The organism is Ruegeria sp. P10 (assembly GCF_056534925.1).
The window spans coordinates 183031-197229 of the sequence record NZ_JBQERJ010000004.1; the positions used below are offsets into that span (position 1 = coordinate 183031).

Below are 14199 nucleotides of genomic sequence, written 5' to 3' on the forward strand. Positions count from 1 at the left end.
TCAGCGCAAAAGGACCGGATATGGCCAACGTGGTTGTTGTCGGCGCCCAGTGGGGTGACGAAGGAAAAGGCAAGATCGTCGACTGGCTCAGCGAACGGGCGGACGTGATCGCGCGTTTTCAGGGCGGGCATAATGCCGGACATACGCTGGTGATTGATGGCGAAGTTTACAAGCTGCACGCTCTGCCGTCCGGTGTCGTGCGCGGCGGTAAGCTGAGCGTCATCGGCAACGGCGTGGTGTTGGACCCTTGGCATCTGGTCAAGGAAATCGCGACCATCCAGGCACAAGGTGTAGAGATCACCCCCGATACGCTGATGATTGCCGAGAACACCCCGTTGATCCTGCCGATCCACGGTGAATTGGATCGCGCTCGTGAAGAGGCGGCCAGCAAGGGGACCAAGATCGGCACAACAGGTCGTGGGATTGGACCGGCCTATGAAGACAAGGTCGGGCGTCGTTCTGTTCGTGTCGCGGATCTGGCGGATGAAGCCACGCTCGAGGCTCGGGTGGACCGTGCTTTGCAGCACCATGACCCGCTGCGCAAAGGTCTGGGAATCGAACCGGTCGACCGCGACGCGCTGATTGCCCAATTGAAAGAGATCGCGCAGAGCATCCTGCCTTTTGCCGCACCTGTGTGGAAAGTGCTGAACGAAAAGCGCAAAGCCGGAAAACGCATCCTTTTCGAAGGGGCGCAAGGCGCGCTGTTGGACATCGATTTCGGCACCTATCCATTTGTGACCTCGTCCAACGTGATCGCAGGCCAGGCCGCGACAGGGGTGGGGATTGGACCGGGATCGATCGACTTTGTGCTGGGGATTGTAAAAGCCTACACCACCCGTGTCGGCGAAGGCCCATTCCCGACCGAACTTGAGGATGCGGATGGTCAGCGCCTTGGGGAACGCGGGCATGAGTTCGGAACAACGACAGGTCGCAAGCGCCGCTGTGGCTGGTTTGATGCGTGCCTGGTCCGTCAGACCTGCGCGACCAGTGGCGTGAACGGTATCTCATTGACAAAGCTGGATGTTTTGGACGGGTTTGAAACGCTTAAAATCTGCACCGGATATGAGCTGGATGGCCAACGGCTGGACTATCTGCCCACCGCGGCCGATCAACAGGCACGGTGCACCCCCATCTATGAAGAAATGCCGGGCTGGAGCGAATCCACTGAAGGCGCGCGCAGCTGGGCCGAATTGCCCGCCAACGCAATCAAGTATGTGCGCCGGGTGGAAGAGCTGATCGAATGCCCTGTGGCCCTTTTGTCCACCAGCCCGGAGCGGGACGACACCATTCTGGTGACCGACCCGTTTGCAGATTGATGAACAAAGAGCAGAAAACAGGCCTGAGCTACAAAGCGCGCCGGCGCTGGTCGTTGGTTATACTTGTGATCGGCCTGCCACTTTACATTGTGGCGGTGGTGACGGTTTTGAACTGGCTGGAGCGCCCCCCGATATGGGTGGAACTTCTGGTCTATATCGTTCTTGGCATTCTTTGGGCCCTGCCGTTCAAGTTCGTTTTTCGCGGCGTTGGCAAAGAGGACCCGGATCAATCCTGAGCCGGGTTTGGCACTGCAAAAGATTAAGCGGGCAAACGCCGTGCGTGTAAACGCGCGCAATTATACGTAGGTTCTGTGACTTTGCTGAATTGAGCCGGGCCATTGCTCGGACCAAGGCGGCTGGTCGGGCCGGGTACAATGGGCAACGCTGGGTCTTGTTTAACAGCGGGCGTTTGTCTCTGGACGTGCCATAGCAAAAGGGCCGGGGTTCACCCGGCCCTTTTTGTCAATTGGCGCGGCAGTCAGCCGACTGCGCGCTCATCATCAGGACGGAAGCCGATCAGGTCAGAGGCCGCAAAACGGCCGCCGCCGGCTTTTTCGATTTTTCCATCGCGCAGCAGCTGTCCGAAGGAACGCAGGCTTTCTTCGCGATTGAACTCATCCTGCTTCAAAGAACGAACCTTGTTCATCAGTTGCGGGCGCGAGAATTGTTGCTGTCCTTCGATGAAAGACAGGTAGGCCGCAGCCGCTTCAAGCAGGTCCTGAAGCGACTGTGCACCCTGATCTTGTGCGAATTGCGCAAATCCGCCTTCTTCCGACTCGGTTTCTTCTGCCTGAGTGGTCACGCGACGCGGCATCACGGGGCCGTTGGATTCGCTTTGATCGTCCACGCGCTGCTCGGCAACCAGTTTCAACGGAGCCGGAGCATCTGCTTCCGGGCGTATGCTGGTCACGTTTACTTCGGGGCGGCGCGGGCTGACCGCTGACGCAAGATCAACGCGATACTCATCAACAGGCGAGGTGTTCGGGGCCGGTTGGTCATCACGGTCGGCCTCGGTCGCGGCAACGGCGGTGCGAAGGTGCGAATAGGTTTCTCGCGCGTCGCTGCTGGACGGATCCTCCATATGTTCACCGGTTTTGGCCATCAGTCGCGAGATATCCTGATCAGGATCGGCGTCATCCGTCAGTTTTTGGCTAGAACGGCCTGCCATGTCTTTTTCGATTTCGGAAATCTCGGACAGCAGCTGAATTTCGTCCTCTTCCGACAATACTCCTTGCGCCTGATCGTCTTGCGGCTCGTCACTTGCTTCATCTTCGGATTCGATCGCCACGTCTTCGACGTTGAGGATGTTTGGAACATCCTCCTCGTCGATTTCCTCGTCGGTATCCTCTTCAAGATCCGAGAACAGGGGCTCAACAGGAAGCTGCGCGGAGTCGGTTGCGACCTTGATATCTTCATCCCGCAGGTGGTCGGGGGTCAGCTGCACCTGCTGTTCGGAATTGCTTTCGATATTCGGCTCGGCGGATTCGAAGGCCTGGTTTTCAGATACTGCCGGCGCGTCGTCTTGTACGTCTTCGGCGCCAAGCGCTTGCAGATCCTCGATTTCCGAAGCCTCGGGCTGGGCAGGTTCAGCAAAGTCTTCTTCGTTGAGAGCGCCTGCTTCGAACGCGGCGGCCACGGCGTCCACCGGGGGGGTGGTGTTGGCCAGCAGCGAAGATTCCTCGTCTTCGGAATAGGCAGTGGGGGGGACGTCCGAATGAGAAACAACGGCCCGGATGCGTTGCAGTTTTGCGGCAATGCTGTCGGCCGGCGGAGATGTGGTGGCGTCGACGGCCTCCGCGTCCGTGAACGCGGTCCGCCCCGGGCTTGCTTGGGTATATTCGGGAGGGGGGGTGGTCATGGCATCTGCATTTTGCGCTTGCGGGACCGGTGCGTCAGACGCGACCGGTGCCGGGGCTTCGGTGTTTGGAGCGGCACGCAGCAGAAGCCCGGATTCGTTTTGGCTGGCTTCGACGCGTTGCGATGCGTCGCGGCGTGCGATACGGGTCAGCATTTCGGCGTCTGGTTGTGGAGGCTCTGAGCCGAAGTAACGATCATCTGCAGCAAGATCGCGGAAATATTCGGCAATGGCTTTCATCGTTTCAAAGGAATCGTCGAATCCTTCCAAAGTGCAGGAGAAGGTTCCATATGAAACGGTTAATACCTTGTTATTCTGTACCATCAGACGCACGTCCTTTACAAACTACGAGAGCCCACTTACCCGGAATCGGGAGCACACGAAGGCTCTGAACTTTATGCATGAACCTATCATTTTGTGGTCTTAATGTGTCCAAATCCGGGAAAAATGGCCAATCTTAGGAAAAATGAACCAATTGTACGCTCTGCCGATCCAATCGGGCTGTTTGGGGGTGGTTTTGTTGGTTCCGAGGACCTGAATTTGGTGCTGAACCGCGTCACTTCAGTCGTAGCGGCGGATGGTGGGGCGGCAGTTCTGACAGAATCAGGCCGGATTCCGGACGCGGTCATCGGGGATTTCGATTCGCTGGACAAAGCAACAAAAGCCAAAATCCCGTCTGACCGGCTTTTTGCCATTCGTGAACAGGACAGCACCGATTTCGACAAGGCCTTGCGCAATGTGCAGGCTCCACTGGTTTTGGGGGCCGGTTTTCTGGGCGGACGGCTTGATCATCAGCTTGCTGTTCTGAACGTGCTGGTCAGACGTCAGGAACAGACCTGCATTCTGCTGGGCGCGCATGAGGTGGTGTTTCACGCGCCTCGCCAAATCCGGCTGCCGGTTTTGCCCGGGGATGTGGTGTCGCTGTTTCCAATGCGCCCTGTGACCGGGCGCAGCACCGGGCTGGAATGGCCCATCGACGGCCTGCGGTTGCAACCGGACGACAGGGTGGGCACCTCTAATCGCGCGCTGTCAGTGGTTGAATTGCAGATGGATGGCCCGGGCCTGTTGGTGATGGTTCCCCGCGCCGCACTCGATCCGCTCATGCAGGTGTTTCTGTCGGGGCAGAGCGAGCGGTGGCCCGTTCGCGAAGAATAACGTACAAACCGGCGGCGACGGTGATCATGATCCCAACCGCTGCCAGTCCGTCAGGCAGGTCGCTGAAGATTGCCCAGCCAATCAGGGTTGCCACCGGGATTTCCAGATATTGCATCGGGGCCAGCGTGGCCGAAGGTGCATAGCGCAGCGACCATGTCATCAGCAGATGCGCGACAGTTCCCAGAATGCCGATAGCGATCAGCAGCCAAAACATGTCGGGGGCGGGCAAGGCGGCTGACAGGTTCCAGATACCAAGCGATGTTCCGATCACAAGGACAGGAACCAGCCCCACAGTGGCCATGACACCAGACACCGCCTGCAAGGAAATCGGATCAGTTTCCTTGGCGATTTGCCGCGTGACCAGCATGAAAAGGGCAAAGACCACGGCAACGATCAACGGCAGCAGGGCAGGTAAGCCCACCTCGGCAAAGCTGGGCTGGATGACCAGAAGTGTGCCGATGAAACCGACGATGCAGGCCACGAGGCGCCGCGCGCCGACCTCTTCGCCCAGAACGTATCTGCCCAGCAGCAACATGATGAACGGCATGACAAAGGCAATGGCGACCGCATCAGCCAGGGGCAGGAACTGCAACGCACTGAACATCGCGGTTATGCCGATGATGTGCAGCAGCGTGCGGATGATTGTCAGGCGCAGGATGCGCCCGTGCATCCGCCAGGGCCGGCCTGTCATCATCACCAGCGGAATGAGAATCAGCGCTTGCACCGCGAACCGGGCTGCAACCAGCAAACCCAACGGTGTCGTTTCGCCCAACAGCTTTGCCATCGCATCCCCCAAGGGTGCAAGCACGCAAAAACCGAGCATCAAAAAGATGCCCAAGACGGGACGATCCTGAGTCATGCGCGCGACGCTATCTGCTTCGCGGCGCGGTGGAAAGGTCGAATGTCAGGCGTCGGGCAGGGGGTGAACCTTTGTGTAATCCGGTCCGGTGCAGGTGGGCAGGTTGTCATCCAGATGCAGCCAGCTCAGTCTTTCCTCATGAGCCACGTGCAATGTGGGCTGCATTGCCTCGGGGGTCTCCAAAGTGGCGACGTATAGATGCAGCACATCCGACATTTTGGCCGAGCGGAACGAGATTGGCGTGCCACAATCCGGGCAAAAGCTGCGCTCGACTCCGGGCGAAGAGTTGAAGCGTTTCGGCTCTTCTCCGATCCAGCGCCAGTGACCGTCACGAACTGCGAAATAGGTTGTCATCGGCGCGGCGCATTGGCGTCGGCAGCTGTCGCAATGACAGGTGACGCAGGACAGGGAAGGAGGGTCGATCTCGTACTTGATGCTGCCGCACAGGCAATGTCCACGCATATCGACCCCCATTTGTTGCGATATCAGCAGTTTGGCACGTTCACGGCCAATCCGCCAAGCGAGGTTTCCTTGTATTTTTCGTGCATGTCATGGCCGGTCTGACGCATCGTCTCGATCACCGCATCCAGCGGCACGAAATGCTCTCCATCCCCGCGAAGGGACAAAGACGCAGCGGACACAGCCTTGATGGCCCCCAGCCCGTTGCGTTCGATACAGGGCACCTGAACCAGCCCGGCGACGGGATCGCAGGTCATGCCCAGATGATGCTCCAACGCGATCTCGGCGGCGTTTTCAACCTGTTCGGGCGTACCGCCCATCACGGCGCAGAGCCCCGCCGCGGCCATGGCTGATGCGCTGCCGACCTCGGCCTGACACCCCGCTTCGGCCCCCGAGATGGACGCATTGTATTTGACCAGCCCGCCAATCGCGGCCGCGGTCAGAAGGAAATCTTCGATATGGCTCTCCGAGGCACCGGGAACGTGGTCCAGATAATAGCGCAGCACCGCAGGAAGAACGCCCGCTGCCCCGTTGGTCGGTGCCGTTACGACTTGCCCACCGGCGGCGTTTTCTTCGTTGACCGCCATGGCGTAGACGCTCATCCAGTCGTTGATCGTGTGCGGCGCGGTCAGGTTCATGCCGCGTTCGGCGATCAGCGCGTCATAGATACCCTTTGCCCTGCGTCGCACTTTCAGCCCGCCGGGCAGAATGCCGTCGGTCCTCAAACCGCGTTCGATACAGGCATTCATGACGTCCCACAGACGAGCGCATCCTTTGGCGAAACTGTCGGCGCAGCCGCGCGCGATCTCATTGGCGCGCTTCATCTCGGCGATGGTTTTGCCGCTGGACTTGGCCATCTCAAGCATTTCGGCCGCGGATTTGAACGGGAACGGCACCGGTGCGCCCTCATCCGTTGCCTTGCCTTCGGCCAGTTCTTCTTCGGTCAGGACAAAGCCGCCACCGATGGAATAGAATACCTGGCGCAGGATCACGTCCCCCTGCGCGTCCGTGGCCATCAGGATCATCCCGTTGGCGTGTCCCGGCAGGTTGGTGTCATAGTCGAAGATCAGGTCTGTTTTGGGATCGAACTGAAGCGTCGGCAGGCCGTCGGGGGTAACCGTGTGCGTCTTGGCGATATCCGCCAATGCGGCCTCGGCCTTGTTGTTGTCATAGGTGTCCGGAACAAAGCCGGCCAGGCCCAGAATGGTTGCCCGGTCGGTCGCATGGCCTACGCCGGTAAAGGCGAGCGAGCCATGCAGCGAGCCCTTCAGACCCGCAAATTCGAAAGGTGAAGCACGCATCATATCCAGAAAGCGCGCCGCTGCCACCATGGGGCCCATGGTGTGCGAGGAGGACGGGCCGATGCCCACTTTGAACATATCGAAGACAGAGAGGAACATGTCAGGTAGCTGAGCCTTCTAAGGGGTTGGCGTAAATAGGAGAGGTGTACGGTGCGGGGCCCAGGCCCTCAGCCACGATGGCCGTGTGGGTGGCAGGGCGTGTCTCGAGCTGTGCCAGGATGGTTTGCAGGGTCGGGGTGTCAGACAGCGCATACCAACTGCGATTTGCATCGGCTGGATACAAGGCCATCCAACGCATCATGCAGGCGACATAATAGGTCAGAACCGACGGGCATTCCGCGCAAAACCAGGCTGGTGCGCGTTTTGCCAGCGCGTCCAGCAGTTGCAGGTGCTGCTTTAAACGGGGTCGGATGCCTGCACGCAGGGTATCAGCCTGTGGCGGGGTGATGTATTTCTCGGCATAGAACAGAATGCGCAGATCGGCGTGCAGCGTGTTGGACGCAAAGAACAGCCATTTCAAAAACTCGGCGCGTTCGGGGGCGTCTGCCGCCGGGGCCAGTTGCCCGTGGCGCTCGGACAGCCACAGCAGAATTGCCGCCGTTTCAAAGATCGGCCCTTGCGGAGTTTCAAGCACCGGGATCAGCCCGTTGGGGTTCAATGACCTGTACGCCGCGCTGTCCTGTTCGTTTCGACGGCGATCGACCAGCACAGCTTCATAGGGCACACCCATTTCTTCCAGCACCAGCCGGATCACCAGCGAGGCGTTGTCAGGGGCGTAGTGCAGGCGGTATCGGTTCAACATGCGGGCAATCTATATGACAAAGATGAGGGCGTAAGACATGATTGCGACGTTTCCGATAGGAAACGCGCAGTCTTCAGGCATCTTTACGCTTGCCGAACCGCAAAATGTGGTCGCAGTCGCGCGGCGCATTCCCTATAACTCCGGCAGGCCAAACTGGGAAAGCTGCCATGACCGGAGAACTGTCGCCCATCGACACCGCAAAATACGTGGCCGCATGTCGTGCCGCCGAGATGGTCGAGGACGGCATGCGCGTGGGTCTTGGAACGGGATCCACTGCGGCCTGGCTGGTCCGTCGTTTGGGCGAACGGGTGCAGGACGAAGGTCTGCGGATCAAGGGCGTTCCCACGTCCACCCGCACCGCGCAGCTGGCACGCGAAGTCGGGATCGAAGTCATTTCTCTGGATCAGGCCGGGTGGCTGGACATGACCATCGACGGCGCGGATGAATTCGACCCTGACCTGAACCTGATCAAGGGCGGCGGCGGCGCGCATTTGCAGGAAAAGATCGTTGCCACGGCCAGCGATCAGATGGTTGTCATCGCAGATGCCGGGAAAGAGGTGGAAACGCTGGGTGCTTTCCCCTTGCCGGTCGAGGTTGTTCCATTTGGCTGGCAAACCACGCGAACACTGATCGAAGAAGCTCTGGACGCGATGGATGTACTTGGAACCTCGTCGGCGCTGCGTATGAATGGCGCGGCCCCGTTCGTGACGGATGAAGGCAATCACATTCTGGACCTGCACCTGAAACGCATCGGCAATCCCCGTCAGATGGCCCTGATCCTCAATCAGGTTCCTGGCGTGGTGGAAAACGGCCTGTTTATCGATATTTGTGACAAGGTCATCATCGGCCACGGCGACGGGCGGGTCGAACTGCGGGATATCAACGCGGGCACCCTGGAACTGGATCAGCTGCTGAGCGGATCCCGTGAAAACCTGTTTTCCGACCAAACGGACTGAGTTTTATGCAAGCCAATCGGACAAGCGTCGGCAAAAGATCGAAAATTCCGCGCCCGGGGGTTGGCACCGGGGTTTTCGCGCCCAGATATCCAGAGGAATTTTGCAAGTTGAACGAAGGAACCCGGCATGAGCTTTGACTATGATCTTTTTGTCATCGGCGGAGGCTCGGGCGGGGTCCGGGCGGCACGCGTAGCGGCGGGTGAAGCCGGTGCAAAGGTCGCGCTGGCTGAAGAAGACCGCTATGGCGGCACCTGTGTGATCCGGGGCTGCGTGCCTAAGAAACTGATGGTCTTTGCCAGTGAATACTCGGGCATGATCGAAGATGCGCAAGCTTATGGTTGGGATGTTCAGCCCGGCGCGTTTGATTGGGGCATGTTTCACGGCAAACTGGTTGCCGAACTGGACCGGTTGGAAGGGATTTATCGCAGCATCCTGAAAAACAACGGCGTTGAAAGCTTTGATCAGCGCGCGCGCCTATTGGATGCGCACACGGTCGAGCTGGCCGATGGCACCCGAAAAACCGCCAAACACATCTTGATTGCAACAGGCGGTCGACCGGTGGTGCCGGACTTCCCGGGATCGGATCTTGCGATCACGTCGAATGAGATTTTCCATCTGGACAAGCTGCCCGAAAGCATTCTGATTGTTGGTGGCGGTTATATCGCCAGCGAGTTTGCCGGGATCATGAACGGTCTGGGTGTCAAGACCACGCAATTCTACCGCGGTGCGCAGATCCTGCGTGGCTTTGATGAAGAAGCGCGTGGGCTGATCTGCGAAGAGATGCGCCAGAACGGCATCGATGTCCGTCTGGGCACCAATGTGCTGGAAATGGCCAAAGATGGCGACCAGATACGTGTAAAGGCGACGGACGGCACCGAGGATCGTTTTGACGTGGTCATGTACGCCACGGGCCGGGCACCGAATGCCGATAACCTCGGGCTGGAAGAGCTGGGCGTTGAACGTGGGCGCAAGGGCGAGATCGTCGTGGATGAATACAGCCAGACCGCCGTTCCGTCGATCTATGCCATTGGCGATGTGACCGACCGGGTCAACCTGACACCCGTGGCCATCCGCGAGGGTATGGCTTTTGTGGAAACCGTCTTCAAAGGCAACCCAACCCCTGTGGATCACGCGCTGATCCCAACCGCCATTTTCACCCAACCGGAATTCGGCACAGTCGGCCTGAGCGAGGAAGAAGCCTCGGCCCAGGAACCGATCGAGGTGTATGCCACTTCGTTCAAACCGATGCAGAAGGCGTTTGCCGGTGGCACGCAACGGGTTCTGATGAAACTGATCGTGTCTCAGGCCACGCGCAAGGTACTGGGTTGCCATATTGTCGCCCCCGGAGCAGGAGAGATGATCCAGCTGGCCGGAATTGCCGTAAAGATGGGCGCGACAAAGGAAGAATTCGATCGCACGGTTGCAGTACATCCCGTTATGGCGGAAGAACTGGTGACAATGCGGCAACCTGTACGCTCCGCTTGATTTGCAAGCGCGCGCACACAAGTTACAAGTGTGCCCGTGATCACACGGGCCTAAACGAAGGAATTGATACAAATGGCGGGCAACAGCGGTGGCCCCTGGGGGGGCGGAGGCTCATCCGGAGGTGGAGGAAATCGGGGCAACAACGGTGACGGGCGCAAGCCCCCCGAAGGCGAAGGCCCGCAGATCCCCGAGATTGATGAGCTGATGAAAAAAGGCCAGGAGCAGCTGCGCGTCCTGATGGGCGGTCGCGGCGGCGGTGGCCGTAGTGGCAGCGGTGGTCAGGGCGGTGGAGGCCCGGCCTTTACCAAAGGTACGGTTGCGATTGGTCTGGTGGCAGCTGCCGTTTTGTGGGGGCTGGCCAGCTTTTATACTGTAAAACCGGAAGAACAGTCAGTTGAGCTGTTTCTGGGTGAGTTTTCGGCCGTGGGTAATCCGGGTCTGAACTTTGCGCCATGGCCGTTTGTCACTGCCGAGGTGATTCCGGTCACCCGCGAACAGACCGAAGATATGGGCGGCGCCCGGGGCAGCGACGATGGCCTCATGCTGACCGGCGACGAAAACGTGGTCGATATCGACTATCAGGTCGTCTGGAACATCAACGACCCGGCCAAGTTCCTGTTCAATCTGCGTGATCCGCGTCAGACGATCCGCGCCGTGTCGGAATCGGCGATGCGCGAGATTATCGCGCAGAGCGAGCTGGCACCAATCCTGAACCGGGATCGCGGTATCATTGCCGAACGCCTTCAGGAACTGATCCAGACGACGATGGACAGCTACGATTCGGGTGTAAACATCATCCGCGTGAACTTTGACAAAGCCGACCCGCCGCAGGACGTGATCGCCGCCTTCCGCGATGTTCAGGCCGCCGCGCAGGAGCGTGACCGGCTGCAAAACGTCGCCGACGCCTACGCCAACCGGGTTTTGGCTGAGGCGCGCGGTGAAGCTGCCCAGGTACTGGAAGAAGCCGAAGCCTACCGCGCACAGCAGATTAACAGCGCCATGGGTGAGGCGAGCCGTTTCAGCGCGGTTCTGGAAGAATATTCCAAAGCGCCTGATGTGACCCGCAAACGTCTGTACCTGGAGCGGATGGAGCAGGTTCTAGGTGACGTGGACAAGATCATTCTGGACGAAAACTCGACCGGATCGGGGCAGGGCGTCGTGCCTTACCTGCCGCTGAACGAACTGCGCCGCAATTCCGGACAGGAGAGCAACTGATGCGTAAAGCGACCTTTATTCTGCCGATCGTTTTCATCGCGATTGTTGGTGTACTGTCCTCGATCTTTATCGTGGATGAACGTGAGCGCGCGTTGGTTCTGCAATTTGGCCGCGTTGTTGCGGTCAAGGAAGAGCCGGGTCTGGCGTTCAAGATCCCACTGATACAGGAAGTTGTCCGCTATGACGACCGGATCCTGTCCATCGACGTTCAGCCGTTGGAGGTTACGCCTCTGGATGATCGCCGACTGGTGGTTGATGCCTTCGCCCGCTATCGGATTTCCGATCTGGAACAGTTCCGCCAGGCCGTTGGTGTGGGTGGTATTCCGGTCGCCGAAGACCGTCTGGATCGTATCCTGCGCGCTGAAACCCGCGAAGTACTGGGTTCGGTGTCCTCGCGTGACATCCTCAGTTCAGACCGTGCCGCGCTGATGCTGCGCATCCGCAACAGCGCGATTGCCGAAGCGCGCGCGTTGGGCGTGAATGTGATCGACGTGCGTTTGAAGGCGACCGACCTGCCTCAGGCCAACCTTGAGGCCACGTTTGACCGGATGAAAGCCGAGCGTGAGCGTGAAGCCACCGATGAACGCGCACGTGGTAACGAAGCCGCGCAGCGCGTGCGGGCGCAGGCCGACCGGACCGTGGTGGAACTGGTGTCGGACGCCAACCGCGAGGCCGAGATCATTCGCGGTGAAGCTGACGCCGAACGCAACGCCATCTTTGCAGAAGCGTATGGTGCAGACCCGGAGTTCTTCGAATTCTACCGTTCGCTGACCGCGTATGAAAATGCGCTGCAAGGTGGTAATAGCTCAATGATCCTGAGCCCGGATTCCGAGTTTTTCAACTACCTCGCTTCACCAACCGGACGGCGGGCACCGGCGGCTGCGGCGTCTGAATAATGGGTATGATCCTTCTGGCTTTCGGGCTGGTACTGATTGTCGAGGGGCTGGCCTATGCGCTGGCCCCTTCGCTTATCGAGCGGATGCTGGAAGCCTTGCGGGACATGCCAGAGCAAGCCCGGCGCCTGGTCGGATTGCTGTGTGTGATCAGCGGGCTGATCCTGCTTTGGGGCGCGCAACACCTGGGATTTTGACGCTGCGGTTTCACTTGCCGGTGATTTCGTTGCGATCCCGAGTTGCTCGTGGGGTCAAACTGACTACATTGGTTTGTAAGAAAGGCCGTGAACAAGCGGTTCTGGCGTGAATGTCGACAAGGAGAGCTCTAGTGCAGGCGAAAGCGCGCAGTGTATCCGTCCGGTGGGACGAAGTGAGTGTTTGGATGCGGCTTATGTGGCTGGCCTTTGCCGGTTCATTGCTTTTGCTGGCGCAATCGGCGATGGCACAGGCCAGGGGCGAAAGCCTGGCACCACTGGCCGAGAAAGTCAGCCCGGCGGTTGTGAACATCACCACCAGCACCCTGATCGAGGGCCGGACTGGCCCGCAGGGCATCGTGCCCGAAGGTTCTCCTTTCGAAGATTTCTTTCGCGAGTTCCAGGACCGAAACGGCGGAGATAACGACAACGCGCCGCGTCGCAGCAATGCGCTGGGGTCGGGGTTCGTGATCTCGGAGGACGGTTTTATCGTCACGAACAACCATGTAATTGCCGAAGCTGATGAAATCCTTGTGGAATTCTTCCCCGGCGATGGCCAGCCCAAGAAAGAACTGGTGGCCAAGGTTATTGGAACGGACGAGAAAACAGATATCGCGTTGCTCAAGGTCGAGGCTTCGGGCCCGCTGAAATACGTGAAGTTCGGCAACAGCGACACCGCGCGCGTGGGTGACTGGGTTATCGCCATGGGCAACCCGCTTGGGCAAGGCTTTTCGGTATCGGCAGGGATCGTTTCTGCCCGCGACCGAGCGCTGAGCGGAACCTATGACGATTACATTCAAACGGACGCGGCGATCAACCGGGGCAACTCGGGCGGGCCGCTGTTCAACATGGAAGGCGAAGTGATCGGTGTGAACACCGCAATCCTGTCGCCTAACGGCGGTTCGATCGGCATCGGATTCTCGATGGCGTCGAATGTTGTCGTGAAGGTCGTGGATCAACTGCGGAAATATGGCGAGACCCGTCGGGGTTGGTTGGGCGTCCGCATTCAGGACGTAACCGAGGACATGGCCGAGGCCATGGGTCTGGAAAAACCTGGCGGCGCGCTGATCAGCGATGTACCGGACGGCCCCGCCAAGGAAGCTGGGTTGAAGGCGGGTGACGTGATCCTCAGCTTTGATGGCGTCGAGGTGGAAGACACCCGAGGTCTGGTGCGTCAGGTTGGTGAAGCAGAAGTTGGCAAGTCGGTCAGAGTGGTCGTGCACCGCGACGGCGGAACCCAGACCGTACTTGTGACACTAGGGCGTCGGGAAGATGCGGAACGCGCTGACAATGGCGAGGAGGAACCGCAGGAAGCTCCGATTGAGGAGAATGCGGATATTCTGGGCCTGACGATTTCCCCCCTGACCGATACGCTGCGTGCAGATTTGGGGCTGGATGGTGATGCAGACGGCCTTGTGATTACAGATGTCGATGAAGCATCTGAGGCGTATGCCAAGGGAATGCGGGCAGGTGATCTGATCACCGAAGCAGGCCAGCAAAAGGTGGAAACCATCGGAGATCTCGAAGCCCGTATGGAAGAATCGCGCGAAGCTGGTCGCAAATCTCTGCTGCTGTTGGTGCGCAGGGGCGGCGATCCGCGTTTTGTGGCGCTGAGCCTTGAGAACTGATTGAACAGGCCGGGACAACCTCCCGGCCTTTTTTATTGCGGGCCAGACCGGGTATCACCGCCACGCAAAAAATGAGCCACA

At 59.2% G+C, this 14199-nt stretch carries 14 protein-coding genes; 9 read left to right on the top strand and 5 right to left on the bottom strand.

The window, feature by feature from the left end:
• Positions 1-20: 20 nt before the first annotated feature.
• Both ACR0FB_RS08790 and ACR0FB_RS08795 read left to right on the top strand, forming a co-directional pair.
• Positions 21-1316, top strand: a complete 1296-nt coding sequence (locus ACR0FB_RS08790; RefSeq protein ID WP_171723506.1) for an adenylosuccinate synthase — start codon at positions 21-23, stop codon at positions 1314-1316.
• Positions 1316-1552 (top strand): DUF2842 domain-containing protein, encoded by a 237-nt coding sequence (locus tag ACR0FB_RS08795; RefSeq protein ID WP_171228487.1) that lies wholly within the window; start codon positions 1316-1318, stop codon positions 1550-1552. The genes ACR0FB_RS08790 and ACR0FB_RS08795 overlap by 1 nt, the downstream gene beginning before the upstream one ends.
• 242 nt (positions 1553-1794) lie before the next feature.
• On the opposite strand, the gene ACR0FB_RS08800 is transcribed toward ACR0FB_RS08795, so the two are convergent.
• On the bottom strand, positions 1795-3495 hold the full coding sequence (locus ACR0FB_RS08800; protein WP_480619096.1) for a hypothetical protein: 1701 nt from the start codon (positions 3493-3495) through the stop codon (positions 1795-1797).
• Positions 3496-3714: 219 nt separating this feature from the next.
• Between ACR0FB_RS08800 and ACR0FB_RS08805 the strand changes: the two genes are divergently transcribed.
• A complete protein-coding gene (locus ACR0FB_RS08805) occupies positions 3715-4326 on the top strand; it encodes a thiamine diphosphokinase (RefSeq protein WP_348539703.1) in 612 nt (203 codons plus the stop codon).
• Here ACR0FB_RS08805 and ACR0FB_RS08810 read toward each other — a convergent pair.
• From ACR0FB_RS08810 to ACR0FB_RS08825, 4 genes are read right to left on the bottom strand one after another with little or no spacing between them, the layout of a single operon-like run.
• A complete protein-coding gene (locus tag ACR0FB_RS08810; protein ID WP_171723504.1) occupies positions 4271-5185 on the bottom strand; it encodes a DMT family transporter in 915 nt (304 codons plus the stop codon). The genes ACR0FB_RS08805 and ACR0FB_RS08810 overlap by 56 nt on opposite strands.
• 45 nt (positions 5186-5230) lie before the next feature.
• The gene (locus tag ACR0FB_RS08815) at positions 5231-5647 is read right to left on the bottom strand and encodes a GFA family protein (RefSeq protein ID WP_171633363.1); all 417 of its coding nucleotides are present in this window, start codon (positions 5645-5647) and stop codon (positions 5231-5233) included.
• A 23-nt stretch (positions 5648-5670) separates the two neighbouring features.
• A complete protein-coding gene (locus tag ACR0FB_RS08820; protein ID WP_171633361.1) occupies positions 5671-7044 on the bottom strand; it encodes an L-serine ammonia-lyase in 1374 nt (457 codons plus the stop codon).
• Position 7045: 1 nt separating this feature from the next.
• Positions 7046-7747, bottom strand: a complete 702-nt coding sequence (locus ACR0FB_RS08825; protein ID WP_210092170.1) for a glutathione S-transferase family protein — start codon at positions 7745-7747, stop codon at positions 7046-7048.
• A 167-nt stretch (positions 7748-7914) separates the two neighbouring features.
• Between ACR0FB_RS08825 and rpiA the strand changes: the two genes are divergently transcribed.
• The 6 genes from rpiA to ACR0FB_RS08855 all read left to right on the top strand — a co-directional run bounded on the left by rpiA (position 7915) and on the right by ACR0FB_RS08855 (position 14118).
• Complete coding sequence (rpiA, locus tag ACR0FB_RS08830) at positions 7915-8703, top strand: ribose-5-phosphate isomerase RpiA (RefSeq protein WP_171723503.1); 789 nt, start codon at positions 7915-7917, stop codon at positions 8701-8703.
• Positions 8704-8829: 126 nt separating this feature from the next.
• Positions 8830-10188 (top strand): glutathione-disulfide reductase, encoded by a 1359-nt coding sequence (gor, locus tag ACR0FB_RS08835; protein ID WP_480619098.1) that lies wholly within the window; start codon positions 8830-8832, stop codon positions 10186-10188.
• Positions 10189-10260: 72 nt separating this feature from the next.
• Positions 10261-11403 (top strand): FtsH protease activity modulator HflK, encoded by a 1143-nt coding sequence (hflK, locus tag ACR0FB_RS08840; protein WP_171633351.1) that lies wholly within the window; start codon positions 10261-10263, stop codon positions 11401-11403.
• Positions 11403-12299: a protease modulator HflC gene (hflC, locus tag ACR0FB_RS08845; protein WP_171633347.1), complete on the top strand. Its 897-nt coding sequence runs from the start codon at positions 11403-11405 to the stop codon at positions 12297-12299. Before hflK ends, hflC begins: the two co-directional genes overlap by 1 nt.
• Positions 12299-12493, top strand: coding sequence for a DUF2065 domain-containing protein (locus ACR0FB_RS08850; protein ID WP_171633344.1), 195 nt, complete (start codon positions 12299-12301; stop codon positions 12491-12493). Before hflC ends, ACR0FB_RS08850 begins: the two co-directional genes overlap by 1 nt.
• Before the next feature lie 110 nt (positions 12494-12603).
• Positions 12604-14118: a DegQ family serine endoprotease gene (locus ACR0FB_RS08855; protein ID WP_480619100.1), complete on the top strand. Its 1515-nt coding sequence runs from the start codon at positions 12604-12606 to the stop codon at positions 14116-14118.
• Positions 14119-14199: the final 81 nt, after the last annotated feature.